Below are 23568 nucleotides of genomic sequence, written 5' to 3'. Positions count from 1 at the left end.
CGGCGAAGGTTGCTTCGCATGGGGGCAATCGCCTCCTTCAGCGGTACAGCCCACGTTCGCTATGATGGCCGGTCAACCTCGCCAGGACCTGCCGCTCCGTGTCAATCCGTCCCCTTCCAGATACCCTGATCAACCAGATTGCCGCCGGCGAGGTCGTTGAGCGACCGGCGTCGGTGGTCAAGGAACTGGTCGAGAACGCACTCGACTCGGGTGCCCGCCGGGTCGACATCGATCTGGAGGAGGGCGGGGCAAGGTTGATCCGGGTGCGCGACGACGGTTCCGGGATCTCGCCCGAGGAGTTGCCGTTGGCGGTATCCCGCCATGCCACCAGCAAGATTGCGTCCCTGGACGATCTTGAAGGCGTGCTTACCCTGGGTTTCCGCGGCGAGGCGCTGCCATCAATCGCCTCGGTCAGCCGTTTCGTGATGACCTCGCGTCCTGCCGATGCCGAGCACGGCTCCTCGCTGGAGGTTGGCGGTGGCCAGGTCGGAAACGTTGCGCCCAAGGCGCACCCGGTCGGAACCACGGTTGAGGTTCGTGATCTGTTCTTCAACGTTCCCGCGCGACGCAAGTTCCTGCGCGCCGAGCGCACCGAGTTGTCGCATATCGAAGAATGGTTGCGGCAACTGGCGCTGGCCCGACCCGACGTCGAGCTGCGCGTGTCGCACAACGGCAAGCCTTCGCGGCGCTGGAAGGGTGATGCGGACATGCTGGAAAAGGCCGGTCTGTCGGATCTGCGCCTGCACGAGACCCTCGGCGAGGAGTTTGCCAAAAACGCCATCCCCGTGGACCACAGCGGGGCGGGATTGCGCCTGCATGGCTGGATTGCCGAGCCCTCCTACAACCGTGCCTCCACCGACCAGCAATACCTCTATTGCAACGGCCGGGCGATCCGCGATCGCAGTGTGGCCCATGCGGTCAAGCAGGCGTACTCGGATGTGCTTTTCCACGGCAGGCAGCCCGCCTACGTGCTGTTTCTTGAGCTGGACCCCCGGCGGGTCGATGTCAATGTGCATCCGGCCAAGCACGAGGTGCGTTTCCGCGACTCGCGGCTGATTCACGACTTCGTCTATCGGACGCTCCAATCGGTGCTGGCGCGTACGCGCGCCGGCCAGCCGGCCGCGTTGCACGGCGGACAGCAGGAGGAGCGCCTGGTTGCGGGCGTTCCGGGCACCGGTGAGGGCGACTCGCAACCGGTGAACCCCTACCCGTGGCACCGCCCGCAGTCGCCGCTCGGGCTGCAGGTCGCGGACCAACGTGCGGGGCTGGCACAGCTGTACGGTGCCCAGCCTCCTGCCGAAGTATCTGCCGGCGTCCCACCTGGCGGACTCGCCGGAGCCGGCTCCATGCCGCTCCCCGCCAGCAGCGAAGCCACACTGCCGCCACTGGGTTACGCCATCGCCCAGTTGCACGGCATCTACATTCTTGCCGAAAGCAGTGCCGGCTTGATCGTGGTTGACATGCACGCCGCCCACGAGCGTATCGGCTACGAGAAGCTCAAACGTGCCCACGACGGCGAAGGACTGCGGACCCAACCGCTGCTGGTCCCGGCGACCCTGGCGGTGTCCGAGCGCGAGGCCGAAGTGGCAGAGCGCGAGGCGGACGTGCTCGAAACTTTGGGCTTCGAAGTCACCCGCTCCGGGCCGCAATCGGTAACCATGCGTTCGGTACCCGCGCTGCTGGCCCACGGCGACGTGGAGGCGCTGCTGCGCGATGTATTGGCGGATCTGCGCGAACATGGCGGCGCGTCGCCATTGGGGGGCATCCGCGTGTCCGCGGCCCGCGACGAGCTGCTTTCCACGATGGCCTGCCACGGTGCCGTGCGCGCGAACAGGCGGCTCACCTTGCCGGAAATGAACGCGTTGCTGCGCGAGATGGAAATCACCGAACGCTCAGGGCAGTGCAACCACGGCCGACCGACCTGGGCGCATTTCAGCCTGGCCGAGATCGACCGCTGGTTCCTGCGAGGACGTTGAGATGAGCTGCGCACCAGGGCATCGCATTTCCATCCCAGCGCTTGCGCTGGCCGCAGGCCTCCTGTTCGCCGTCGGCGCATGCGACGGCAACCGCCTCTTCAACGCCAAACAGGAGCCTGATGTGGCTGCCCAACAAATTGATTTCGAGGCCTACCAGCAATCCTGGCGCGAACAGCGCCGCGCCGCGCTGGTGGCACCGGACGGCTGGACAACCCTGGTCGGCCTGCACTGGATCACCCCGGGCGCGCATTACGTGGGCCGCAATCCCGGCAACGGCATCCAGCTCTCGATGGGCCCGGCGCACCTGGGCATGCTGGACCTGCGCGAGGGCAAGGTGCGCTTTGTTCCCGAGTCCGGCGGCGACCAGAGCGTTGATGGAGTGCCGGTCAAGGGTTCGGTCGTCTTGCGAAGTGATGACGACCCCGCCGGCCCGAGCGTGCTCGGTTTTGACGGTGGCCGCGGACAGGCGACGGTCATCCTGCGCGACAACCGCCACGCGTTGCGGGTTCGCCACGCGGACGCGCCGACACGGAAGGGATTTGGCACTCTGGAGTACTGGCCCGCCGACCGGGACTGGGTGATCAGTGGCCGGTTCATTCCGCATCCGCCGGGGCAGACGATCGAGATCGCCAACATCATTGGTTCGTTCGACGCGATGCCCAATCCCGGACTGGTGGAATTCCAGCGTGACGGAGTGAGCTACCGGCTGGAGACGATTGACGACGGCAGCGGTGGACTGTTCCTGGTGTTTGCGGACCGCACGAACGGCCACGGCAGCTACGGCGCGGGACGCTTCCTTGACGCGCCGATGCCGGATGCGGACGACGGCGTGCTGTTGGACTTCAACCGCGCCTACAGCCCACCGTGCGCCTTCTCCGACTTTGCGACCTGTCCGTTGCCGCCGCCGCAGAACCGCCTCGATCTGGCCGTCACTGCCGGCGAAAAGCTCTACGTGCCGCCAGCCAGCCCAAGGTAGCCCGTCGCCGTATCCGGTAAAAAACCATGCGCAAGACAAAACTCCTGATTGCCAGCCTTGTGCTGCTGTGCGGCACCGCGCTCGCAGTCGTGGCGCCCGACCGCTGGACGTCCACCGACAGCACCGACGCATTGCGGACGCAGGCCGAGTCTCCGACCCATGTGCCGCCGGTACCGTTGCTGTGGAAGGTGTCGGACCGGAACAACGCGGTGTACCTGCTTGGCTCGATCCATTTGCTGAAGGAAGACGATTACCCGTTGTCGGCTGACATCGATGCCGTTTTCGATGACGCTGCCCGGGTCATATTCGAGGTGTCCCCGGAAGAGTTGGGCAGCCCCGAAGCCAGCGCGAGCTTCAGGGAGGCGGCCAAACTGCCCGACGGTCGTACCCTGTCAGACCTGATCTCACCCCGGCTGCGGGAGAAACTGCATCGCCTGCTGGCCCGTCAGGGCGGATCATTGGAACAGGTCAATCAGTACAGCCCTTGGTTCGTGAACCTTTCGCTGATGCTGGGTCTGTCGCACTCGCTGGGTTTCAGCGCCGAGCTCGGCGTGGACCAGTACCTGATGCAACGCGCACAGGAGGCAGGCAAACCCACCGCCGGTCTGGAGACGATAGACGACCAGTTGCGTGCACTGGCTGACGCGCCGATTGCCGAGCAGGTGGTGGGCCTGGAGGACTTCCTCGACCGTCCGCAGGCAATGCCGGGTGAGCTCGCCGAACTGCACGAGGCATGGCGGGCGGGGGACGTGTCCAGGCTTGAAGCCATCGCGCTCAACGAGATGATGGTCAAGACGCCGCGCACGTATCAAATGGTGAACGTGGAGCGCAATCAGGCATGGCTGCCGCTGCTGCGGGGAATGCTCGACGGGCGTGGCCGTGACAACGTGCTGGTCGTCGTCGGGGCGATGCATCTGCTCGGTGACGACGGGCTTCTCGCGTTGCTCGCGCAGGCGGATTACACGGTGGAGCGCGTCTGCAGCGCCTGCGCCGGCTTGGAGCATCCCGGGCTTGAAGCGTCTCGCGAACCGGTCAGCGTTCCGAGCGGATCGTAGGGTCCAGCGGTCGATCGCCGGCGACCATTTCGATGCAGTCCACCGGGCATGCCGGAACGCACAGCTCGCATCCGGTGCACAGCGACGCCAGCACGGTGTGCATGCGCTTGGCACCGCCGATGATCGCGTCCACCGGGCAGGCCTGGATGCACTTGGTGCAACCGATGCAGTCCTCCTCGATCACCAGCGCGACCAGGCCCGGATTGTAGTCGCCGCGGCGGCGGTCAAAGGGCACAGGGCGCGTGCCGAGCGCAAGGGCGAGCGCCAGCGCACCGGCGTCACCACCGGGCGGGCAGCGATCGGTCTCCGCCTCTCCCAGCGCCATCGCCTCAGCGTACGGCCGGCAACCTGCATAGCCGCATTGACCGCACTGCGTCTGGGGCAGCAGGCGGTCGAGGCGCTCGGTCAGGCGTTCGGCGTCGTCCGGCGGCTGCATCGAATCACCGCACCGGCATTCCTGCGCTGGCGCCGCTGTCCGTGCCCAGCAGGGCGAGGGCACCGGCATCGAAGCCGGCTGAAAGGATCATCCCTTCGCTGATGCCAAAACGCATCTTGCGCGGCGCCAGGTTGGCGATGAACACGACGTTGCGCCCGACAAGTGCGTCCGGGTCGGCGTAACTCGCGCGTATGCCGGAGAAGATCTGCCGCTGCCCCAGCTCGCCCGCATCCAGCTGGAAGCGCAGCAATTTGTCGGAGCCCTCGACAAACCCGCACTCCAGCACCTTGCCCACCCGCAGATCAAGTTTTGCGAAATCGTCAATGCCGATGATCGGGGTGGCTGATTCGGTCGCGCCGGTCTCGGCAGTCGACGGTGCGGCTGCCGCTGGCGTGGCCGCTGCCGGGGCGTCGGTGGGTTGCAGGGATTCCTTGCTGGCTTCGGTCATGGCGTCGATGAGTTTGGGGTCGATACGGGTGAAAAGCGGCGTGTAGGGCTGGATCCGGTGCGCGGTGAGCGGCGCGGCGAGGTCGTCCCAGTGGGCGATCGGCGCGTTGAGGAACGTTTCCGCCTGGGCAGTGACCCGCGGCAGCACCGGCTTGAGCGCTGCGTTGAGCACCCGGAACAGGTTCAGTCCTTGGCTGCACACGGCCTGCAGCTGCGCGTCGGCGCCGTCCTGCTTGGCGATCACCCACGGCTTGTGGTCATCGATGTAGCGGTTGGCCTCGTCGGCCAGCGCCATCGTCAGGCGCAGCGCGGTGGCCGCCTCATTGCGTTGGTAGGCCGCTGCAATGGGTGCCAGCTGCTCGACGAAGCGGGCGTACATCGCCGGGTCCGGCAGGCTGTCAGCCAGCATGCCGTCGAAGCGCTTGCTGATGAAGCCCGCGCATCGGCTGGCCAGATTGACGAACTTGCCGACGATATCGGCGTTCACCCGAGCGGTGAAGTCGCCCAGGTTGAGGTCCAGGTCGTCCACCCCGCCGGAGGTCTTGGCAGCGAAGTAGTAACGCAGCGCCTCCGGATCCAACCCCGCTTCCAGATAGGTGCGCGCCATCACGAAGGTGCCGCGCGACTTGGACATCTTCGCACCGTCGACCGTCAGGTAACCGTTGACGTGCAGCCGGGTTGGCGCGCGGAATCCCGCGCCGTGCAAAACTGCCGGCCAGAAGAGGCCGTGGAAGTTGACGATGTCCTTGCCGATGAAGTGGTGCAGTTCGGCGGTGCTGTCCGGGGCCAGATAGCTGTTGAAGTCGAGGCCCTCGCGCTCGCACAGGGCCTGGAAACTGGCCAGGTAGCCGATCGGTGCGTCCAGCCAGACGTAGAAGTACTTGCCCGGATGGCCGGGGATCTGGAATCCGAAGTACGGCGCGTCGCGGGAGATGTCCCAGGCGCGCAGGCCACCCTCGGCGTCCAGCCATTCCTTCAGCTTGGCCTTGACGCCGGCGTTGGCGACGTCACCGGCCAGCCATTGGCGCAGGAACGCAGTGAAGTCACCGACCTCGAAAAAGAAGTGCTCCGACTCGCGCAGCTCCGGCTCCGCGCCACTGACGACCGACCGCGGCTCCTTCAGCTCGGTCGGCGAGTAGGTCGCGCCGCAGCTCTCGCAGTTGTCGCCGTACTGATCGGGCGTGCCGCAGCTTGGGCAGATGCCCTTGACGAAGCGGTCCGGCAGGAACATGCCACGGACCGGGTCATACAGTTGGGCGACGGAGCGGCGCTGGATATGGCCGTTGGCATCGAGCGTGCTGTAGATCGCCTCGGTCAGTGCCTTGTTGCGCGGCGAGTGAGTCGAGTCGTAGTGATCGAAGGCCACGCCGAAGTCGGCGAAGTCACGCTCATGGCTGGCCTGGATGCCGGCGATATAGGCCTCGGGCGTGGTTCCGGCCTTCTCGGCCGCCAGCATGATCGGCGTCCCGTGGGTGTCGTCGGCGCAGACAAAGTAGGCCGTGTTTCCGGCCAGGCGCTGGGCGCGGGAAAACACATCGCCCTGGATGTAACCGACCAGATGACCCAGGTGCAGGGGGCCGTTGGCGTAGGGAAGGGCGCAGGTGACGACAAGCTCGCGGGACATGGATATGGCTGTGGCGACGGAGCCGGTGAGTATCGCATGCGTCGCGGCGTCCATGACCCGGGGCTTCGGGTCAGCCATAAACGGCAACGGCCCGCGTCAGCGGACCGTTGTCGTCGTGCGTTCGGGCCGTGCGGCCCTGGGCAATCGTCTAGCGGCGCTGCCAGGTCTGGGTCTTGCCCAGCAGCGAGAACCCCATGAAGCCCCGGACCTCCAACTTCTGGCCGTTGTCGGCCAGGCTCATTTTCACCGAGTAGACCTTGCCGGTGGCCGGATCCAGGATCTTGCCGCCCTTCCACTCATTGCCGGTGCGGGCAACGTCCCACAGCATCACCATGCCTTTGATCGGCTGGTCCTTGCGATCACCCTCGCAGTCGCTGCACACGGGGTTTGGGCCCTTGTCGGACTGCAGCACTTCCAGGACCTTACCCGCCAGGCTGCCGTCCTGGGTCTCGTAGATCTCCACGACCGACTTGGGCTGGTTGGTTTTGTCATCGATCGTGGTCCAGGTACCGACCGGCGTCTGTTGGGCAAGCGCGGCCAGCGGCGCGGCCATCAGAGCCACCGCAAGTACCAGCAAGATGGAGATTTTCCTGTGCATGTTTCCCTCCGGAAGACAGTGTGGGTGCCAGGCACGAGGCGCTGGAACTGGTTCGTTATACCGTATCCAGCGATATTCGGACGATGGCTTAATCCGGTAAGGAGGCTGCCGGTCAGGTCCTACCGACGCATCCTGCGGACAGAGCATGTCCAGCCTTCTCGTCCTTGCGTTGATCCAGGTCACCCCATTCCAGTGCGCCGCTGCGACAATGCGTGTTCCGCAATACCCGCACGAGGAACGCCGTGACCGATTCTTTGCAAGCCCTGATCGGCAGCGTGCTGCTGCCTGGCACCGATACATCCCTGGCCGCCACCCAGGCACGGATCCGGGTTGCCCGCGATGGGGCCAATGTGGCGGTGTCCGTGGACGTGGGAGTGCCGGTTGAAGGCATGCGCAGCGAACTTGAAGCCACGATCCGCGCGGCGATCCAGGCCGAAGGGTCGCAGCTGGCCCGTCTCGAGCTTGGCCAACGCATCACCAGTCATGCCGTTCAGCCCAAGCTCTCCCCGCTGCCTACCGTGCGCAACGTCATTGCGGTGGGTTCGGGCAAGGGCGGCGTCGGCAAGTCGACGACGGCGGTGAACCTTGCACTGGCACTGGTCGCCGAAGGCGCGCGCGTCGGGGTACTGGATGCGGACATCTACGGCCCCAGCATTCCGATGATGCTGGGCCTGTCGGGCAAACCGGACAGCCCCGACGGCAAGTCCATCGAGCCGATGCGGGCCCACGGGGTGGAGACCATGTCAATCGGCTTCCTGGTCGAGCAGGACACGCCGATGATCTGGCGCGGTCCGATGGCGACCTCGGCACTGACCCAGCTGCTCAACGACACCCGCTGGGGCGACCTCGATTACCTGATCGTCGACCTGCCGCCCGGCACGGGCGACATCCAGCTGACCCTGGCGCAGAAGATCCCGGTTGCCGGCGCGGTCATCGTCACCACGCCGCAGGACATCGCCACCCTGGACGCGAAGAAGGCCTTGAAGATGTTCGAGAAGGTCGAGGTGCCGGTGCTGGGTCTGGTCGAGAACATGGCGGTGCATGTGTGCAGCAACTGCGGCCACGCCGAGCACATCTTCGGCGAGGGTGGCGGGCAGCGCATGGCCAGCCAGTACGACGTGCCGCTGTTGGGCAGCCTGCCGTTGCAGCGTGAGATCCGTGAACAGGGTGACGCGGGCGTACCTATCGTGTTGGCGCAGCCTGATTCGGCCGCAGCAGCCGCCTACAAGGACGCTGCGCGCCGCATCGCTGTGGCATTGGCCAAGCGGCCGCGGGTAACCCCATCGATCTCGGCGTCGCTGCTCTGATAGTGGACGCAGACAACGGCCGCGGCTGCCACCGGCACCGCCGCGGTCTACAATCGAATGTTTTCCGCCGGGGATTCCGCCCGACCGGAGCCGATCGTATCGGGGAACCCAACGCATGAGCATCAAGTCCGACCGCTGGATCCGCCGCATGTCCGAAAAAGACGGAGGCATGATCGAGCCGTTCGAACCGGGGCAGGTGAAGCACCTCAACGGCGAGCGCATCGTCAGCTACGGCACGTCCAGCTACGGCTACGACGTGCGGTGCTCGCGCGAGTTCAAGATCTTCACCAACATCAATTCCACGATCGTGGATCCGAAGAATTTCGATCCCGGCAGTTTTGTCGACGTGGAGGCGGATCAATGCATCATCCCGCCCAACTCCTTCGCGCTGGCGCGCACCGTGGAGTACTTCCGTATTCCGCGCGACACGCTGGTGGTCTGCCTGGGAAAGAGCACGTACGCGCGCTGCGGGATCATCGTCAACGTGACGCCGCTGGAGCCGGAGTGGGAGGGCCACGTGACCTTGGAGTTTTCCAACACCACCCCGTTGCCGGCCCGGATCTATGCCAACGAAGGGGTGGCGCAGATGCTGTTCTTCCAGGCCGCGGCGGATGACATCTGCGAGACCTCCTACGCTGATCGTGGCGGCAAGTACCAGGGCCAGCGCGGCGTTACCCTGCCGCGTACCTGAGCGCGGTCGGGCGCCAACGTATAGGCGTCTTCAGTCGAGCGCGGCGTGCAGGAGCTCAATCCGCTTTATCAACAGCTCGGGTTTGTAGGGCAGGGCGGTCGCACTGCCCCAGACGGGCCGCGGCCAGGCGATGTCCTCGCGATAGCGGCCGATCACGTGGATGTGCAGTTGCTCTACCTGGTTGCCCAACGCGGCGACGTTGAGCTTGTGCGGCTGGAACGCGCTCCGCAGCGCACGACTGCAGCGGTCGATCTCGCGGGTCAAGCAGGCTTGCTGCTCGGCGTCCAGGTCGATCCATTCCACCGCGTGCTCGACGCGTGGCACCAGGATCAGCCACGGGTGGTTGGCGTCATCCATCAAGCGGACTTCGCTCAGCTCCAGGTTGGTGACGGGGTGGGTGTCGTCGGCGAGGCGGGGGTCCAGCCGCCAGCCCAGGTCACGCGGCGGTCTCATCGCAGGTTCTCCTCGAAGAAGTCGATGCTGCGTTGCCAGGCCTGAGCCGCACTGGCGGCGTCGTAGTCGGCGCGCGGTTCGCAGTTGAAGCCATGCCCAGCGTGATAGACGTGCACGGTGGCGGCCGGATATTTCTCCCGGTGCTGCTCGACGTCGGCTGCGGAGATGCTGCGGTCCTGGCTGCCGAAATGGAACATCATCGGTGCGCGCAGCGGCTCGTCGAGGAACTGCACGTTGCGGCCGCCGTAGTAGCTCACCGACGGCAGTCCCAGGCGGGTGTTGGCGAGCAGCGCGATGGTGCCGCCCCAGCAGAAGCCAACCGCACCGGTGCGCAGTCCCTCGGCCTGCAGGAGGCTCGCGCTGGCGTTGGCAAGGTCGACGGCGCGGTCGATGCCCAGCGCACGCGTCAGCGCGAGTCCGCGGGCAATACCGGAGGCGTCGTATTCCAGCTCGACATCGCGCTCGACCGGATCGAACAGGGCCGGTGCCAGCGCCACAAAGCCTGCCTGGGCGAAACGGTCGGTGACGTCGCGGATATGCGCATTGACCCCGAAGATCTCCTGCAGCACCACGATGGCCCCGCGCGAGGGTCCGGCGGGCTCGCTGCGCCAGGCGCGGATGCAGCCATGCGGGGTATCCAGATCGATCCAGCGGTTCATGCGGTGCTCCGTTCAGCTGTCCGGCAGCTTGGGCTACGAGTTGATTCTAGCGCCAAGGCTATAATCGCGGTCCCCGAACACTGCGATGGCTCCAGGCACTCGTGCCCGGAGCCTTGCGCTATTCCGCTGACTGGTTACTCCATGCCCGTGCAAGACACTTTGTCCAAAAATCCGAAGGTCGGTTTCGTCAGCCTTGGCTGCCCCAAGGCGCTGGTGGATTCAGAGCGCATCCTCACCCAGTTGCGCGTCGAGGGATACGACCTGGTGCCGCGCTACGACGATGCCGACGTGGTGGTGGTCAACACCTGCGGCTTCATCGATTCCGCGGTGGCCGAGTCGCTGGATGCGATTGGCGAGGCCATGGCCGAGAACGGCAAGGTGATCGTGACCGGCTGCCTGGGCAAGCGCGCGGAAGTGATCCGCGAGGCGCACCCGGGCGTGTTGTCGATCAGCGGCCCGCAGGATTACGACAGTGTCCTGAGCGCGGTGCACCTGGCCGTGCCGCCGCGACACGACCCGTTCATCAGCCTGTTGCCGGACATGCAGGTCGAGGGCGTCGGTATCAAGCTGACCCCGAAGCACTACGCGTACCTGAAGATCTCCGAGGGCTGCAATCATCGCTGCAGCTTCTGCATCATTCCGTCGATGCGCGGCAACCTGGTGTCGCGGCCGATTGACCAGGTCCTGCGCGAGGCGGAGAAACTCGCCATGGGTGGGGTCAAGGAGTTGCTGGTCATCTCCCAGGACACGTCCGCCTACGGCGTGGATGTGCGCTACGCCGAGCACGAATGGCGCGGCAAGACCTACCAGACCCGCATGAAGGCGCTGTGCGAGGGCCTGGGCGAGCTGGGCCTGTGGACCCGCCTGCACTACGTGTATCCGTATCCGCACGTGGACGAGATCATTCCGCTGATGGCGGAGGGCACGATCCTGCCGTATCTGGACATCCCGTTCCAGCACGCCAGCCCGCGGATCCTCAAGCTGATGAAGCGTCCCGGTGCGATCGACAAGACGCTGGCACGCATCCAGAGCTGGCGCGACGTGTGTCCGGACCTGACGATCCGCTCGACCTTCATCGTCGGCTTCCCGGGTGAGACCGAGGCCGAGTTTGAGGAGTTGCTCGATTTCCTCGACGAGGCCCAGCTCGATCGCGTGGGTGCGTTCGCCTACTCGCCGGTGACCGGTGCCAAGGCCAACGAGTTGCCCGATCCGGTCGACGAGGCGGTCAAACAGGAGCGGCTGGGCCGATTCATGGAGCGGCAGGCGGAGATTTCCGCGCTGAAGCTGGAAGCCAAGGTCGGCACCGTGCAGCGTTGCATAATCGACGCGGTCGACGGCGAGCTGGCGATCGGTCGCTCAATGGCCGACGCCCCGGAGATCGACGGCGTGGTGCAGATCCAGAACGGCTACTTTGCCGGCCTCAAGCCGGGCGACTTCGCCGATGTCCACATCATGGGCAGCGACGAGCACGACCTCTACGGTGAGGTCTCGTTCGAGGATTGAGGCCGAACGCCTCATTCGTCGTAGGAGACGTCGACGATCGCAAAGCGGTTGCTGCCGCCCGGCAGCTCCGCGTCGAACTCATCCTCCACGCGTTTCTTGAGCATCGCCCGCGCCAGCGGTGAGTCGATGCTGATCCAGCCAAGGGCGGCGTCGGTTTCATCGGGGCCGACGATGCGGTGGGTGCGGGTCTCGCCGCTGGCGGTGTCCTCGACCTCCACCGTCGCCCCGAAGAACACCGCCTGGCGATCCTCCGGCGTGGTATCCACAACCCGAAGCGCCGGAATGCGCTTGCTCAGGTAGCGCACGCGGCGGTCGATCTCACCCAGCTGCTTCTTGCGATAGGTGTACTCGGCATTCTCGGAGCGATCGCCCTCCGCGGCCGCGGCAGCCAGGGCGCGGACCACTTCCGGGCGCTTCACCCGCCACAGCTCGTCCAGCTCGGCCTTGAGCCGCTCGTGGCCGGCGCGGGTAATCAGTGCGGTGCTGGCTGCGACCGGCGGGCGCCAACGGCTCATGGGCGACTCCGCAAGCTTACTGCGCGCCCTGGCGCGTCAGGCCGTAGTCCACTCCCGAGTCCGCTTTGTTGCCGTCGGCGTCGAGCATGACAATGCGCTCCCTTGACTCGATCGCGTACAGCTGGTCCTGCTCGGTCTTGCTGTTGGGGTCAAGACGGATCACCCCGTCGTCGGACTCGACCGACCAGTGGCCGTCAATCGTCCAGGTCCCATCGGGACGTTCCTGGTAGACGTGGGTGGTGCGGTAGGTGCCGTCGGGTTCCAGCGTGAGGGTGACGTCCATGCCGGGGCAGTCCGCGCAGGGCAATGTGCCGGTGAACGTCCCGGCGAAGTCTCGTGGGTCGAAGGTTGCTGCTTCACCCTCACCGGTGGGAACCACGTCCACGGCGGCAGGCTGGGAGGCCTCTACCGGGGTCTCATCAACGGCTGCGCCGGTCGACGGTGCGGGGGGCTGCTGGGCGCAGGCGGCCAGCGCGAGCGCGGCAATGCAGGCGAGGGCGATCAGGTTCTGGTTCATTGATTGACGTCCTTGGTTTTCCGGTGATTCATTTCTTGCCGCCGAACAGTCCGCCCATGACGCCGCGCAGGATCTGCCGGCCGACCTGGTTGCCAACGGTCCGTGCGCTCTGCTTCGCCATGGTCTCGACCATGCCCTGGCGGCGTTTGGTACCGAACACAATGTCGCGGATCGACTGGCCGAAGCCGCCGGTCTCCTCGGTGATCGGTTTGGCGTTGGGGGCGTTGGCCTGGTTCGCGGCGGCGTCGGCCTTGCGCGCCAGCAGCTCCATCGCCGATTCGCGGTCCACGCGTTTGTCGTACTTCGCGCCGATCGGGCTGCCCGCGCGGACCTGGTCGCGCTCAGCCGGAGTGATGGACCCCATGCGGCAGCGGGGCGGCGCAATGAGGGTGCGCTCGACCGGCATCGGCACGCCCTTGTCCTGCAGCGTGGAGACAAGGGCCTCACCGGTGCCGAGGCCACCAATCGCCTTGGCGACGTCCAGAGCCGGGTTGGCGACAAAGGTCTCCGCCGCCGTGCGTACCGCTTTCTGGTCGCGCGGCGTGAAGGCACGCAGGGCGTGCTGCACACGGTTGCCAAGCTGGCCGAGGATGTTGTCGGGCACATCGTCGGGAAACTGCGAGCAGAAATACACCCCCACGCCCTTGGATCGGATCAGCCGGACGACCTGTTCCACGCGCTGGCGCAGCGCAGGCGGGGCGTCGTTGAAGAGCAGGTGCGCCTCATCGAACACAAACACCAGCTTGGGCTTGTCGAGGTCGCCGACCTCGGGCAGTTGCTCGAAAAGCTGCGACAGCAGCCAGAGCAGGAAGCTGGAATACAGTCGCGGTTTCAGGATCAGGCTGTCGGAGGCAAGGATGCTGATCATCCCGCGACCATCGATGTTGGTCCGCATCAGGTCGGAAAGCTCGAGCGCAGGCTCGCCGAAGAAGTGCTCGCCGCCGTCCGATTGCAGCCGCAGCAGGGCGCGCTGGATCGCGCCGATCGACGGACTGCTGACCAGGCCGTACTCGGTGGAGATCGTCTTGCGCTCCGCCGCCAGCAGGTTGAGCATCGCGCGCAGGTCGGCCAGGTCGAGCAGCAGCAGGCCGCGGTCGTCGGCGACCTTGAACAGGATGTCCATTACCCCCGACTGGGTGTCATTGAGCTCCAGCATGCGCGAGAGCAGGGTCGGACCGACCTCGGTTACGGTGGCGCGCACCGGGTGGCCGAGCTTGCCGAACAGGTCCCAGAACAGCGTGGGACTGCCTTCGCTGGTATAGCCGTCCACGCCGATTTCGTCGATCCGGGCCTGCAGTTTCTCGTTCATCGTCCCGGGGACGGCCAGGCCGGCGACGTCGCCCTTCACATCGGCCAGGAACACCGGCACCCCGATCCGCGAGAATCCCTCCGCCAGCGTCATCAGAGTGACGGTCTTGCCGGTGCCCGTCGCGCCGGCAACCAGGCCATGGCGGTTCCCCAGTCGTGGCAGCAGGAACACCTGCCCTTGGGTTTCGGGCAGTGCGTGGGGCGTGGTGACGGCCTTGCCGACGAGCACTGGAGGGAGAGTGGGCATGCTGGTTTCCGGGGCGGGACTGCGGCTGATTCTATGGCCTAACGCGGCGGCGGTGCAGGCGGTCGATTGCGGTGCCCGCTTGCCACAGACTACCCTGCATGTCGCTTCCTCCTATCTGACCCCATGCCAGTACAACACTGCTTTTCCCGCCTGCTCGCCGCTGTTTTCGGCGTCGCCCTGCTGACTATGTCAGTGGATGCCTCCGCCCTGTCACGTCGCGACCAGGCCGCGGTCGATGCCATCACGGCCCGCATGGAGGCCGCGGAAACCGCCTACAAGCAGGCGCTGGTCAAGATGGGCAACGCCGATCCGGCCGGCAGCGGCGAAGCCGACAAGGCGCTGGAGGACATGGAGGATGTGGTAGCGGCCTGCTCGGGCCAGCGTGGCTGTTCCGTGCCGGCGCTGCTGAGCACCTACAAGCGGTTGCTCAAGCTGACCGCCGATATCGAGGGCAGCGACCTGTTGTTTGACGAGCTACCGCCCGGCACGGCGGGCCACCACATCACCTCGTTCGCCGATGACGTGCCCGAGGCAGCGCGCGCGGCGGCCCTGCTGGACGACGACGGTCACCACTTCGACCGCATCGTCCAGTACAACCCGGCGGTGCAGGAAGGCATCCGCCGCTGGCTTACCGACATGCGCGGCTCGCTGCTGACCAGTTACGAGAACTACCAGTACATGCGCCATCTGATGTGGCCGCAGTACGAGCGAGCCGGGCTGCCGGAGGCCTTGCTCTTCGGCATCCTCGCCAAGGAATCCAACGGCCGGGTGCACTCCACCTCGCGCGCGGGCGCCGCCGGGCCGATGCAGTTCATGTACGCCACCGGCAAGCGTTTCGGCCTGGGCGACGACGGTACCGGTTTTGACACCCGTTACGACGCCTACGCTGCCTCCGAGGCCAGCGTCTCCTACCTCAACGAGCGGATGCGCGAGCTCAACGGCAACATCGAACTGGCACTTGCCGCCTACAACGGCGGGGAAGGGCGCGCATTGCGGGTCTATCAGGGCGCGGGCGGCAAGGGGTTCTGGGATGCGGATGTGTACGCGCAGTTTCCACCGGAGACCCGCGACTACGTGCCGATGGTGATCGCAGCGGCATGGTTGTTCCTGCATCCCGACGAGTACGGGCTGACGCTGCCGAGGGTCGATCCCAAGCCGGCACAGCTGCGCCTCGAGCAGCCGGCGTCGATCTATCAGCTGACGATCTGCCTGGGCAACCGGGGCGTGCGCGAGGGCTACATGCGCGCGCTGCGCAACTACAACCCGCGCTACCAGGCCGACGAGCGGCTGCCCGCCGGCACCACCCTGCAGGCGACCACGCAGATCGCCGGATTGTATAAACGCCAGTGTGTGCGTGGCCCGCGTGCGGACATGGCGCGGGAGCTTGTTGCGAGCGATCCAAGCATGGCCGTGGTCAAGGGAGGTTCGCCAACCCGGCCCGTCCCGGCGCCCGTTGTCGCCGCCGTGGCGAATACGACCTCGCAGCCGCGCAACTACCCGGTGCAGCGCGGCGAGACGCTCACCACCATCAGCAAGAAGTTCGGTTGCGATCTCGGGCAGCTTGCCCGCGCCAACGGCGTCCGCCCGCCACGCTATGCCTTGCGCCCGGGTCAGAAGCTGAAGCTGACCGGGTGCACGTCGATCGAGTGATCGCTCTTTATGGGGTGACTGCGCGAAGCTGCGCCTGCGCGATCAGGGGAGCAACTTCGCCAGGGCCTGACCCAGTTTGACCGGCGTCTCCGGGCCCAGGCCGGCGGCCAGTTCGGCGACGCCGGCGGGCAAGAGCACGATGACGGTCGAGCCGTAGTTGAAGCGGGCCATTTCGTCGAAACGGTCCACCGTGATGTCCTCGCCCCGATAGTCCTTGACCGTGGTGGTGGTGCCGTAGGCCGGGATTTCCTCGCCGCTCCAGACGGTTTCCACACCCGAGACCAGCAGCGCACCCACCATCACCACCGCCATGGGACCGAAGTCGGTATCGAAATGGCACACCAGGCGTTCGTTGCGGGCAAACAGCCGCGGCACATGCTGCACGGCCGCCGGGCCGACGCTGAAAAGGCGCCCCGGGACGTGCACGGTCTCGCGCAGGCGCCCCGTCCAGGGCATATGCACGCGGTGATAGTCGCGCGGCGAGAGATAGACCGTGGCGAAAATCCCGTTGTCGAACGCGTGCGCCGCGTCCGCGTCGCCCAGCAGTTCGGCGGTGGTGAACGACTGGCCCTTGGCCTGGAAGATCCGGCCGCTGCCATCGGCATCGGCGGTGATTGCGCCGCATTGACTGACCCGCCCGTCTGCCGGCATCACCAGCACGCGCGGATCGGGGTCGGCGACGCGCGCGCCGGGCTTCAGTGCGCGGGTAAAAAACGCATTGAAGGTCGGGTAGTCGGCCGGATCGGACTTCGCCGCCTCCGACAGGTCAACGCCGAACCGCTGCGTGACCGTGTCGATCAGCCATGCGCGCAGGCGCGGATTGTCGGAGTAGGCAAGGCGGCGCGCCATCGACGAGAGCAGCCGGTGCGGCAACACATAGGTGAGTCTGGTGGTGAGGCTCATGGCAGTCTCAAGGTGCGCTGGCGGTGGTCAATGCAGCGAAGTCGGCGGCAAGCGCGGCCGGGTCGAAGGGCTGCTGGACCACGCCGGACATGCGGCCCTGCGGATCCAGCACGGCCATGGTCGCGCTGTGGTCGACCGAATACTGGTCCGCCGGTGCGCCGTCTTCCGGTGGCACCTTGGCGAACACCAGGCTCAGCGAGCGTGCGAACTTCTCCAGCGAGGGAATGTCCGCCGTTGCCGCCAGGGTGTCCTTGTGGAAAGCGTGGGCGTACTCGCCGATGCGGTCGGGCGTGTCGCGCTCCGGATCCACCGAGACGAACAGCACGCGTGGACGCACCGCCTCGGGAATCGACTCCCACTGCGCCTGCGCCTGGGCCATCTGGGACAGGGTCAGCGGGCAGATGTCCGGGCAGTGGGTGAATCCCAGGAAGACCAGCGTCCAGTGCCCGTTGAGCTCGCCCGGCACCAGTTGGGTGCCATCGGACTGGCGCAGGTTGAAGTCCGGCAGTGGCCGCGGCGGGTCAAACAGCTTGACCGCGCTGGTCTGCGGCCATGCCGATGGCGCCGACTGGCCGAAGAAATGCTTCGATGCGAGCAGGCCCAGTCCCGCGGCCAGGGCAACGAACAGGATGATGAGGGTGCTGCGGTTGAACATGGACAGCCCGGTGGTGGAGCGGATCAGCGGCCATGATAGCCGCCCGCTGCCGCTATAATCGCCGGTCTTCCGCAGAGCCTGCCGCCATGACCGTCGACCGCGCCGATTTCGGCTCCGCCCAGTTCGAGCAGATCTCGATCATCGACCTGATCCGCTTCGGCGGCAGCCGCTTGGGCGAGGCCGGCCTTGCGTTCGGCCACAGCTATGACAACGCCCTGGACGAGGCGACCCAGCTGGTGCTGCACGCGCTGTCAATGCCGCATGACCTCAGCCCCGTCTACGGTGCGTCGCGCGTCACCACTGATGAGAAGCAGCGCGTGATGGGGTTGCTGGAGCGGCGCATCAACGAGCGCATTCCCGCCGCGTACCTGACCGGCGAGGCCTGGTTCGCCGGGCTCAGCTTCAAGTCCGACCCGCGCGCGCTGGTGCCACGTTCACCGATCGCCGAGTTGATCGAAGCCGGTTTCGAGCCGTGGCTGGGCGGGCGCGAGGTCAACCGCGTCCTCGACCTGTGCACCGGCTCGGGCTGCATCGCCATCGCCACTGCCCACTACCATCCGCACTGGCAGGTCGACGGCGTGGACATCGATGACGACGCGCTGTCGCTGGCGGCGGAAAACCGGCAACGCCTGCTGGCCGACAACGTTCGCCTGCGCAAATCCGACCTGTTCAACGATCTTCAGGGCGAGGTGTACGACCTGATCGTGACCAACCCGCCTTACGTCACCCACGATGAGACCGACGCACTGCCGGCCGAGTACGCCCACGAACCCGAGCTCGGCCTGCGCGCCGGCGAGGATGGCCTGGACCTGGCGCTGAAGATCCTGCGTGACGCGCCCGAGCACCTGTCCACCGACGGGTTGCTGATCTGCGAGGTCGGCGAGGCGGAGCGCGCACTGGGCGAGCTGCTGCCGGAGCTGCCGCTGGCGTGGGTGGAGTTCAAGGTGGGCCAGATGGGGATTTTTGTCGCCGAACGCGCCGATCTCGTCGCGCATCATGCGAGGATCAAGGACTTGGCCGACGCTCGCGGCTGAATCATCATCGGGTGCGGCCCCGGCCCGGCCGTCGTCCCAGTGGAGGCACTATCTTGGCCAGCAACACGTATGGAAAGCTGTTTGCGGTAACCACCTTCGGCGAGAGCCACGGGCCGGCGATCGGCTGCGTGGTGGACGGCTGCCCTCCGGGACTGCAGATCGATGCCGCGGACTTCCGCCACGATCTTGAGCGCCGGGCGACCGGCAAGTCCCGGCATACCTCGGCGCGGCGCGAGAGTGACGCAGTCGAGATCCTATCCGGTGTCTTTGAGGGACGCACCACCGGCACTCCGATCGCGCTGCTGATCCGCAATACCGATGCGCGCAGTCGCGATTACGCAAAGATTGCCGAGCAGTTCCGGCCCGGCCACGCCGACTACACCTACTGGCACAAGTACGGCACCCGCGACCCGCGTGGTGGCGGGCGTTCGAGCGCGCGCGAAACCACGATGCGCGTCGCTGCCGGGGTGATCGCCAAGAAGTGGCTGGCGCAGCGCCACGGCATCCGCATCCAGGGCTTCCTCTCCCAACTCGGCGACATCCTGCCCAACTCGCTGGACCTGGCGGTGGTCGAGGACAACCCGTTCTTCTGGCCCGATGCTGCCCAGGTCCCGCAGTTGGAGGCGTACATGGACGCGCTGCGCAAGTCCGGCGACTCGGTCGGCGCACGCGTGGATGTCTGGGCCGACGGTGTCCCGGCCGGCTGGGGCGAGCCGATCTACGGCAAGCTGGACGGTGAACTCGCCTGCGCCCTGATGAGCATCAACGCGGTCAAGGGCGTGGAGATCGGCGCGGGGTTCGACGCCGTCGCCCAGAAGGGCAGCGAGCATCGCGACGAGCTGGGCCCCGACGGTTTCGCCTCCAACCATGCCGGCGGCATCCTGGGCGGCATCAGCAGCGGTCAGCGGGTCACGTGCTCGGTCGCATTCAAACCGACCTCGAGCCTGCGCCTGCCGGTGGACAGCCTGGACATCCATGGCAACACCGTTGAAGTGGTCACCACCGGCCGCCATGATCCCTGCGTCGGCATCCGCGCCGCCCCGATCTGCGAGGCCATGGTGGCCGCGGTCCTGATGGACCAGGCGCTGCGGCACCGCGCCCAATGCGGCGATGTCGTCGTACCTGAGCTCCCTTCCCCTGCAGCAATTCCCGGATAGTCCTGTCATGAGCAAGCTCTTCAACGTAGCCATCGCCGGTGCCACCGGCGCGGTTGGCGAAACCCTTCTGGCGATCCTCGCCGAGCGCCAGTTCCCGATCGGGGAGCTGCACCTGTTGGCCAGCGAGCGCTCGGCCGGCGAGAAGATCGAATACGGCGCGCGCAAACTGGTCGTCCGCGATATCGCCCAGTTCGATCCCAGCGGCGTGGACATCGCCCTGTTTGCCGCCGGCAGCAGTGTGTCTCGCGAGTACGCCGCGAAGTTCGCCGCGGCGGGTGCCGTCGTCATCGACAACTCGTCCGAGTTCCGTGGCGACGAGGACGTGCCGCTGGTGGTGGCCGAGGTCAACCCGGAAGCATTGCGTGACCGGCCGCGCGGCATCATCGCCAACCCGAACTGCTCAACGATGCAGTTGATGGTCGCGCTCGCTCCGATCCACCGCCGCGCGACGATCGAGCGGATCAACATCGCCACCTACCAGTCGGTATCGGGCACCGGTCGCGCCGCGATGGACGAGCTGGGCAAGCAGACTGCCGACATGCTCAATTTCCGCAACGTCGAAGCGAACGTCTATCCGGTCCAGATTGCGTTCAACGTCATCCCCCATGGCGGGGACTTCACCGACAACGGTTACACCACCGAGGAGATGAAGCTGGTCTGGGAGACGCGCCGGATCCTCGGCGACGACACCATCGGGGTGAACGCCACCGTGGTCCGCGTGCCGGTGTTCTACGGTCATTCCGAAGCCGTCCATATCGAGACCAAGGACAAGCTCACGGCCGAGGAAGCCCGCGAACTGCTGCGGGCACAGCCGGGGCTGGAAGTCATCGACGAGCACGCTGATGGCGGCTATCCAACCGCGGTTACCCATGCCTCGGGCAATGATCCGGTGTATGTCGGGCGCATCCGCGAGGACATCTCCCACCCGCGTGGCCTGTCGCTGTGGGTGGTGGCGGACAACATCCGCAAGGGCGCGGCCCTGAACGCGGTGCAGCTGGCCGAGCTGGTCGTTGCGGAGCATCGATGACGTTCCCGCGAGTGCATTGCTGCCCACTGTCTGCGCCGCTAGAGTCGCCGTCAGGGGAATCTAGGGGATGGCTGTGAATGGATTGATGCGCGTCGCGCTGGCGCTGGTCCTGATGGTTGCCAGCGGGACGGCCGCGGCACTCGGGCTGGGTCAGATCCAGTTGAAATCCAAGCTGGGCGAGCCGTTGCTGGCCGAGATCATGATCGTTTCCAGCGATCCGTCCGAGCTGGAGGGTCTGCGCGCCGGCCTCGCCTCGCCGGAAACGTTTGCCCGCATCGGTCTGGATCTTCCCCAGGGCGCAGTCGCGGATCTGCAGTTCACCCAGGCGCTGAACGATGCCGGGCGTCCGGTGATCCGGGTCACCAGCGTGGCGCCGATCGAGCAGCCACTGCTGAGCTTCCTGATCGAGGTTGATTGGGGCCAGGGCCGACTGGTCCGCGAATACTCCACGCTCATGGACGCGCCGAGGACGCTGGCAGCCTCCGCGCAGCCGTCGATCCAGGCACCGACGCAGGCGCAAAGCAACGCGATTATGCGTGACGCAGTGGCAGATCAAACCGAGCCGTCCGCGGTCACTGGATTCGTTGCGGAGGGCGCGGGCGACGAGCGCCCGGTCGCGGGTGATACGCCGCCCGGTATGACGGTGCCCGCGCAACCGACCCCACCGCCGACCCGCTATGGGGCGGTGCAAAGCGGGGAACACCTGTCGAAGATCGCCGAGGGTCTGGAGATGGACGGCAACCTCCAGCAGCGGATGATCGCGCTGCTGCAGGCCAACCCGGAAGCCTTTATCGGCGGCAACATCCACCTGCTCAAGCAGGGTGCGGTGCTGCGGATTCCCGGAGCTGACGAGGTCGCGGCGATCACTGCAGCCCAGGCAGCCGCGCAGGTGCGCGAACAGACCCGCGCCTGGCGGGTGGCATCCCAGCCGGTGCCGCAGCCACAGGTGGCGGACGCGGTGGGCGAGGCTTCGGCCGCGGGCGATACCGTGGCTGCCGCTACTGCTGCCGCGCCTGCCGACGGTGCGCGACTGGAAATTGTTCCGCCCGGCGCCAGTGATGCGTCGCGCGCAGGTACCCAATCAGGCCTCAGTGCCGGAGGCGAGGGCGACATGGTGCGACAGGAATTGCAGACAACCACGGAAACCCTGGCGGCGCGGGATGCGGAGTTGGCCGATCTCAAGAGTCGCATCGACACCCTCGAGCAGCTCCAGTCCGACCAGCAGAAGTTGCTCGCGATGAAGGACGCCGAGCTTGCATCCGCGCAGGAGCAGTTGGCCCAGGCGCAGTCCACGCAGGCCGCCGCCCAGGCGGACCCGGCCGGGGGGGCGGCGGTGCCGTGGCTTCTGGGCGGAACGGTGCTGGTGCTGGCGCTTGTGGCTGTCTGGTGGTGGAGGCGACGCGCCGACTCGGTGCCGCGCTTCCGCGCCCCCGTGGCACCCGCGCGCGCGGCTTCAACCCCTGTGCGCGGATTTGCTGCCGGCTCGGAAGCCCCTGCCTCTGCGCCTGATCCGGAGCGGAGCCTGCTGACCCCGAACGTGGTGGATCGGACCGCTGAAAGGAGTGTGCAACCCGCCGTTGCTGTCGACGCAGACACCCCGGGCCCGGGGCCGGCGCCGGTAGCCAGCGCTGCATCGACCGATACTGCTGCGGCGGCGGTACCCGCATGGCACGGTGCCCCGACCGCAACCGGCCAGACCCGCCTGACTGCCCCGTTGTCCGTCGCCGATGCATCGTCCGACGCGCCGCGCGGGCACGCAGTCTCGACTTCACGCCCCGTCGGTGGGGATGATGCGCCCGGCATGGAACGGCTGGAGTTGGCGCGCGCCTACCTCGACCTCGGCGATGAGGGCAGCGCGCGGCAATTGCTCGGCGAGTTGCAGGTCAGTGGCAGTCTGGAGGCGCGTCAACAGGCCACGCGCCTGTTGCGGGAGCTGGGGTAAGCGGTGCCGACGGAAAACGGAACGCTGCCCGACCCGATTCCGCCCGATTCCCCGGCCGCGAGGTCTGCGGATAGCCCGCCGACGCAACGTCGTTGGGTGCTCGGCGTGGAGTACGACGGCGGCAGCTTCTCGGGATGGCAGCGCCTCAACAAGCGCGACGAGCCGGAGCGGCGCGTGGAACCCACCGTGCAGGCAGCAGTGGAACAGGCCGTGAGCATCGTCGCGGGCCGGGAGATTGGCGTGGTGTGCGCGGGGCGTACCGACGCCGGCGTGCACGCCGCGACCCAGGTGGTGCACTTTGATGGCCCCGCGCAGCGTGATCCGCGTGGCTGGGTACTGGGCGCCACCAGCAACCTGCCGCCGTCGGTATGCGTGAAATGGTGTGTGCCCACCACCGATGAGTTTCACGCGCGGTTTTCCGCCCGAGCGCGGCGATACCGCTACACCATCCTCAATCGCGCGATTCGGCCCGCCTTGCAGCACCAATACCTGAGCTGGGCGCGCAAGCCGCTGGATACGGACACGATGCACCAGGCGGCCCAGCATCTGGTCGGCGAGCATGATTTTTCCGCGTTCCGGACCGTGCACTGCCAGGCGCCGCACGCGCGCCGCGACTTGCACCATATCGCCGTATCGCGCGACGGCGACCTCGTCACCGTGGAAGTCCAGGCCAACGCCTTCCTTCACCACATGGTGCGAAACATCGTCGGCAGCCTGCTGTTGGTCGGGCAGGGGGAGCGCCCGGCCAGCTGGCTGCAGGAGGTCCTGGACGGGCGCGATCGCAGCCGGGCCGGACCCACCGCGCCCTCGGCCGGACTGGTGTTCGTCGGCCCGCGTTATCCCGCCCGTTGGCAATTGCCCGCAGAAGTCACCCTGTGAGCGACGCGA

22 protein-coding genes are annotated in these 23568 nt (G+C 66.7%); 12 read left to right on the top strand and 10 right to left on the bottom strand.

Going from position 1 to position 23568, the window contains the following annotated elements:
• The first annotated feature begins 98 nt into the window (after positions 1 to 98).
• From mutL to KZ491_RS05010, 3 genes are read left to right on the top strand one after another with little or no spacing between them, the layout of a single operon-like run.
• Positions 99 to 1976, top strand: a complete 1878-nt coding sequence (mutL, locus tag KZ491_RS05020) for a DNA mismatch repair endonuclease MutL (RefSeq protein WP_222564803.1) — start codon at positions 99 to 101, stop codon at positions 1974 to 1976.
• 1 nt (position 1977) lies between these two features.
• Entirely contained in the window at positions 1978 to 2952 is a 975-nt protein-coding gene (locus KZ491_RS05015; RefSeq protein ID WP_222564802.1) for a DUF1684 domain-containing protein, read from the top strand.
• A gap of 26 nt (positions 2953 to 2978) precedes the next feature.
• The gene (locus KZ491_RS05010) at positions 2979 to 4007 is read left to right on the top strand and encodes a TraB/GumN family protein (RefSeq protein WP_222564801.1); all 1029 of its coding nucleotides are present in this window, start codon (positions 2979 to 2981) and stop codon (positions 4005 to 4007) included.
• On the opposite strand, the gene rnfB is transcribed toward KZ491_RS05010, so the two are convergent.
• The 3 genes from rnfB to KZ491_RS04995 all read right to left on the bottom strand — a co-directional run bounded on the left by rnfB (position 3985) and on the right by KZ491_RS04995 (position 7112).
• Positions 3985 to 4443: an Rnf electron transport complex subunit RnfB gene (gene rnfB, locus KZ491_RS05005; protein ID WP_222564800.1), complete on the bottom strand. Its 459-nt coding sequence runs from the start codon at positions 4441 to 4443 to the stop codon at positions 3985 to 3987. The genes KZ491_RS05010 and rnfB overlap by 23 nt on opposite strands.
• 4 nt (positions 4444 to 4447) lie before the next feature.
• Positions 4448 to 6514 carry a methionine--tRNA ligase gene (gene metG / locus KZ491_RS05000; protein WP_222564799.1) on the bottom strand — a complete coding sequence of 689 codons (2067 nt, stop codon included), beginning with the start codon at positions 6512 to 6514 and terminating at the stop codon, positions 4448 to 4450.
• Between the two features lie 148 nt (positions 6515 to 6662).
• Positions 6663 to 7112 (bottom strand): DUF2147 domain-containing protein, encoded by a 450-nt coding sequence (locus tag KZ491_RS04995; RefSeq protein ID WP_222564798.1) that lies wholly within the window; start codon positions 7110 to 7112, stop codon positions 6663 to 6665.
• A 242-nt stretch (positions 7113 to 7354) separates the two neighbouring features.
• Between KZ491_RS04995 and apbC the strand changes: the two genes are divergently transcribed.
• The gene (gene apbC / locus KZ491_RS04990; protein WP_343225551.1) at positions 7355 to 8419 is read left to right on the top strand and encodes an iron-sulfur cluster carrier protein ApbC; all 1065 of its coding nucleotides are present in this window, start codon (positions 7355 to 7357) and stop codon (positions 8417 to 8419) included.
• Positions 8420 to 8534: 115 nt separating this feature from the next.
• Entirely contained in the window at positions 8535 to 9110 is a 576-nt protein-coding gene (dcd, locus tag KZ491_RS04985; RefSeq protein WP_222564797.1) for a dCTP deaminase, read from the top strand.
• 30 nt (positions 9111 to 9140) lie between these two features.
• Here dcd and KZ491_RS04980 read toward each other — a convergent pair whose 3' ends face one another.
• Complete coding sequence (locus KZ491_RS04980; RefSeq protein WP_222564796.1) at positions 9141 to 9563, bottom strand: HIT family protein; 423 nt, start codon at positions 9561 to 9563, stop codon at positions 9141 to 9143.
• Positions 9560 to 10222: a dienelactone hydrolase family protein gene (locus tag KZ491_RS04975; RefSeq protein WP_222564795.1), complete on the bottom strand. Its 663-nt coding sequence runs from the start codon at positions 10220 to 10222 to the stop codon at positions 9560 to 9562. Before KZ491_RS04975 ends, KZ491_RS04980 begins: the two co-directional genes overlap by 4 nt.
• A gap of 141 nt (positions 10223 to 10363) precedes the next feature.
• On the opposite strand from KZ491_RS04975, the gene rimO reads away from it, so the two are divergent.
• A complete protein-coding gene (gene rimO, locus KZ491_RS04970; protein WP_425493094.1) occupies positions 10364 to 11725 on the top strand; it encodes a 30S ribosomal protein S12 methylthiotransferase RimO in 1362 nt (453 codons plus the stop codon).
• A gap of 11 nt (positions 11726 to 11736) precedes the next feature.
• Here rimO and greB read toward each other — a convergent pair whose 3' ends face one another.
• From greB to KZ491_RS04955, 3 genes are read right to left on the bottom strand one after another with little or no spacing between them, the layout of a single operon-like run.
• The gene (gene greB, locus KZ491_RS04965; RefSeq protein WP_222564794.1) at positions 11737 to 12240 is read right to left on the bottom strand and encodes a transcription elongation factor GreB; all 504 of its coding nucleotides are present in this window, start codon (positions 12238 to 12240) and stop codon (positions 11737 to 11739) included.
• A gap of 16 nt (positions 12241 to 12256) precedes the next feature.
• Positions 12257 to 12757, bottom strand: coding sequence for a copper resistance protein NlpE (locus KZ491_RS04960; protein ID WP_222564793.1), 501 nt, complete (start codon positions 12755 to 12757; stop codon positions 12257 to 12259).
• Between the two features lie 28 nt (positions 12758 to 12785).
• Positions 12786 to 14312 (bottom strand): helicase HerA-like domain-containing protein, encoded by a 1527-nt coding sequence (locus tag KZ491_RS04955; protein ID WP_222564792.1) that lies wholly within the window; start codon positions 14310 to 14312, stop codon positions 12786 to 12788.
• A gap of 123 nt (positions 14313 to 14435) precedes the next feature.
• Here KZ491_RS04955 and KZ491_RS04950 point away from each other — a divergent pair, with 123 nt between their 5' ends.
• Positions 14436 to 15962 carry a transglycosylase SLT domain-containing protein gene (locus tag KZ491_RS04950; protein WP_222564791.1) on the top strand — a complete coding sequence of 509 codons (1527 nt, stop codon included), beginning with the start codon at positions 14436 to 14438 and terminating at the stop codon, positions 15960 to 15962.
• 42 nt (positions 15963 to 16004) lie between these two features.
• On the opposite strand, the gene asd is transcribed toward KZ491_RS04950, so the two are convergent.
• Positions 16005 to 16865 (bottom strand): archaetidylserine decarboxylase, encoded by an 861-nt coding sequence (gene asd, locus KZ491_RS04945; RefSeq protein WP_222564790.1) that lies wholly within the window; start codon positions 16863 to 16865, stop codon positions 16005 to 16007.
• Between the two features lie 7 nt (positions 16866 to 16872).
• Positions 16873 to 17520, bottom strand: a complete 648-nt coding sequence (locus KZ491_RS04940; protein ID WP_222564789.1) for an SCO family protein — start codon at positions 17518 to 17520, stop codon at positions 16873 to 16875.
• An 86-nt stretch (positions 17521 to 17606) separates the two neighbouring features.
• On the opposite strand from KZ491_RS04940, the gene prmB reads away from it, so the two are divergent.
• The 5 genes from prmB (at position 17607) to truA (ending at position 23559) form a co-directional block, all read left to right on the top strand.
• The gene (gene prmB / locus KZ491_RS04935) at positions 17607 to 18554 is read left to right on the top strand and encodes a 50S ribosomal protein L3 N(5)-glutamine methyltransferase (RefSeq protein WP_222564788.1); all 948 of its coding nucleotides are present in this window, start codon (positions 17607 to 17609) and stop codon (positions 18552 to 18554) included.
• 53 nt (positions 18555 to 18607) lie between these two features.
• Positions 18608 to 19711 carry a chorismate synthase gene (aroC, locus tag KZ491_RS04930; RefSeq protein WP_222564787.1) on the top strand — a complete coding sequence of 368 codons (1104 nt, stop codon included), beginning with the start codon at positions 18608 to 18610 and terminating at the stop codon, positions 19709 to 19711.
• 7 nt (positions 19712 to 19718) lie between these two features.
• The gene (locus KZ491_RS04925; RefSeq protein WP_222564786.1) at positions 19719 to 20738 is read left to right on the top strand and encodes an aspartate-semialdehyde dehydrogenase; all 1020 of its coding nucleotides are present in this window, start codon (positions 19719 to 19721) and stop codon (positions 20736 to 20738) included.
• 67 nt (positions 20739 to 20805) lie between these two features.
• Complete coding sequence (locus KZ491_RS04920; RefSeq protein WP_222564785.1) at positions 20806 to 22680, top strand: type IV pilus assembly protein FimV; 1875 nt, start codon at positions 20806 to 20808, stop codon at positions 22678 to 22680.
• A 36-nt stretch (positions 22681 to 22716) separates the two neighbouring features.
• A complete protein-coding gene (gene truA / locus KZ491_RS04915) occupies positions 22717 to 23559 on the top strand; it encodes a tRNA pseudouridine(38-40) synthase TruA (protein ID WP_222565475.1) in 843 nt (280 codons plus the stop codon).
• Positions 23560 to 23568 lie beyond the last annotated feature (9 nt).

The organism is Novilysobacter antarcticus, from assembly GCF_019802285.1.
GTDB classification, from domain to species: domain Bacteria; phylum Pseudomonadota; class Gammaproteobacteria; order Xanthomonadales; family Xanthomonadaceae; genus Novilysobacter; species Novilysobacter antarcticus.
Note: the sequence above shows the minus strand (reverse complement) of the source record. Positions and strands in the feature narration are given on the sequence as shown.

What these genes read in the sequence shown, in the direction of transcription:
- greB (WP_222564794.1), bottom strand. Translation starts at nt 12,240, where the DNA reads ATGAGCCGTTGGCGCCCGCCGGTCGCAGCCAGCACCGCACTGATTACC.
- KZ491_RS04920 (WP_222564785.1), top strand. Translation starts at nt 20,806, where the DNA reads ATGGCTGTGAATGGATTGATGCGCGTCGCGCTGGCGCTGGTCCTGATG.
- KZ491_RS04940 (WP_222564789.1), bottom strand. Translation starts at nt 17,520, where the DNA reads ATGTTCAACCGCAGCACCCTCATCATCCTGTTCGTTGCCCTGGCCGCG.
- rimO (WP_425493094.1), top strand. Translation starts at nt 10,364, where the DNA reads ATGCCCGTGCAAGACACTTTGTCCAAAAATCCGAAGGTCGGTTTCGTC.
- dcd (WP_222564797.1), top strand. Translation starts at nt 8,535, where the DNA reads ATGAGCATCAAGTCCGACCGCTGGATCCGCCGCATGTCCGAAAAAGAC.
- KZ491_RS04950 (WP_222564791.1), top strand. Translation starts at nt 14,436, where the DNA reads ATGCCAGTACAACACTGCTTTTCCCGCCTGCTCGCCGCTGTTTTCGGC.
- KZ491_RS04925 (WP_222564786.1), top strand. Translation starts at nt 19,719, where the DNA reads ATGAGCAAGCTCTTCAACGTAGCCATCGCCGGTGCCACCGGCGCGGTT.
- metG (WP_222564799.1), bottom strand. Translation starts at nt 6,514, where the DNA reads ATGTCCCGCGAGCTTGTCGTCACCTGCGCCCTTCCCTACGCCAACGGC.
- asd (WP_222564790.1), bottom strand. Translation starts at nt 16,865, where the DNA reads ATGAGCCTCACCACCAGACTCACCTATGTGTTGCCGCACCGGCTGCTC.
- KZ491_RS04955 (WP_222564792.1), bottom strand. Translation starts at nt 14,312, where the DNA reads ATGCCCACTCTCCCTCCAGTGCTCGTCGGCAAGGCCGTCACCACGCCC.
- KZ491_RS04995 (WP_222564798.1), bottom strand. Translation starts at nt 7,112, where the DNA reads ATGCACAGGAAAATCTCCATCTTGCTGGTACTTGCGGTGGCTCTGATG.
- KZ491_RS04960 (WP_222564793.1), bottom strand. Translation starts at nt 12,757, where the DNA reads ATGAACCAGAACCTGATCGCCCTCGCCTGCATTGCCGCGCTCGCGCTG.
- KZ491_RS05010 (WP_222564801.1), top strand. Translation starts at nt 2,979, where the DNA reads ATGCGCAAGACAAAACTCCTGATTGCCAGCCTTGTGCTGCTGTGCGGC.
- rnfB (WP_222564800.1), bottom strand. Translation starts at nt 4,443, where the DNA reads ATGCAGCCGCCGGACGACGCCGAACGCCTGACCGAGCGCCTCGACCGC.
- KZ491_RS04980 (WP_222564796.1), bottom strand. Translation starts at nt 9,563, where the DNA reads ATGAGACCGCCGCGTGACCTGGGCTGGCGGCTGGACCCCCGCCTCGCC.
- KZ491_RS05015 (WP_222564802.1), top strand. Translation starts at nt 1,978, where the DNA reads ATGAGCTGCGCACCAGGGCATCGCATTTCCATCCCAGCGCTTGCGCTG.
- prmB (WP_222564788.1), top strand. Translation starts at nt 17,607, where the DNA reads ATGACCGTCGACCGCGCCGATTTCGGCTCCGCCCAGTTCGAGCAGATC.
- KZ491_RS04975 (WP_222564795.1), bottom strand. Translation starts at nt 10,222, where the DNA reads ATGAACCGCTGGATCGATCTGGATACCCCGCATGGCTGCATCCGCGCC.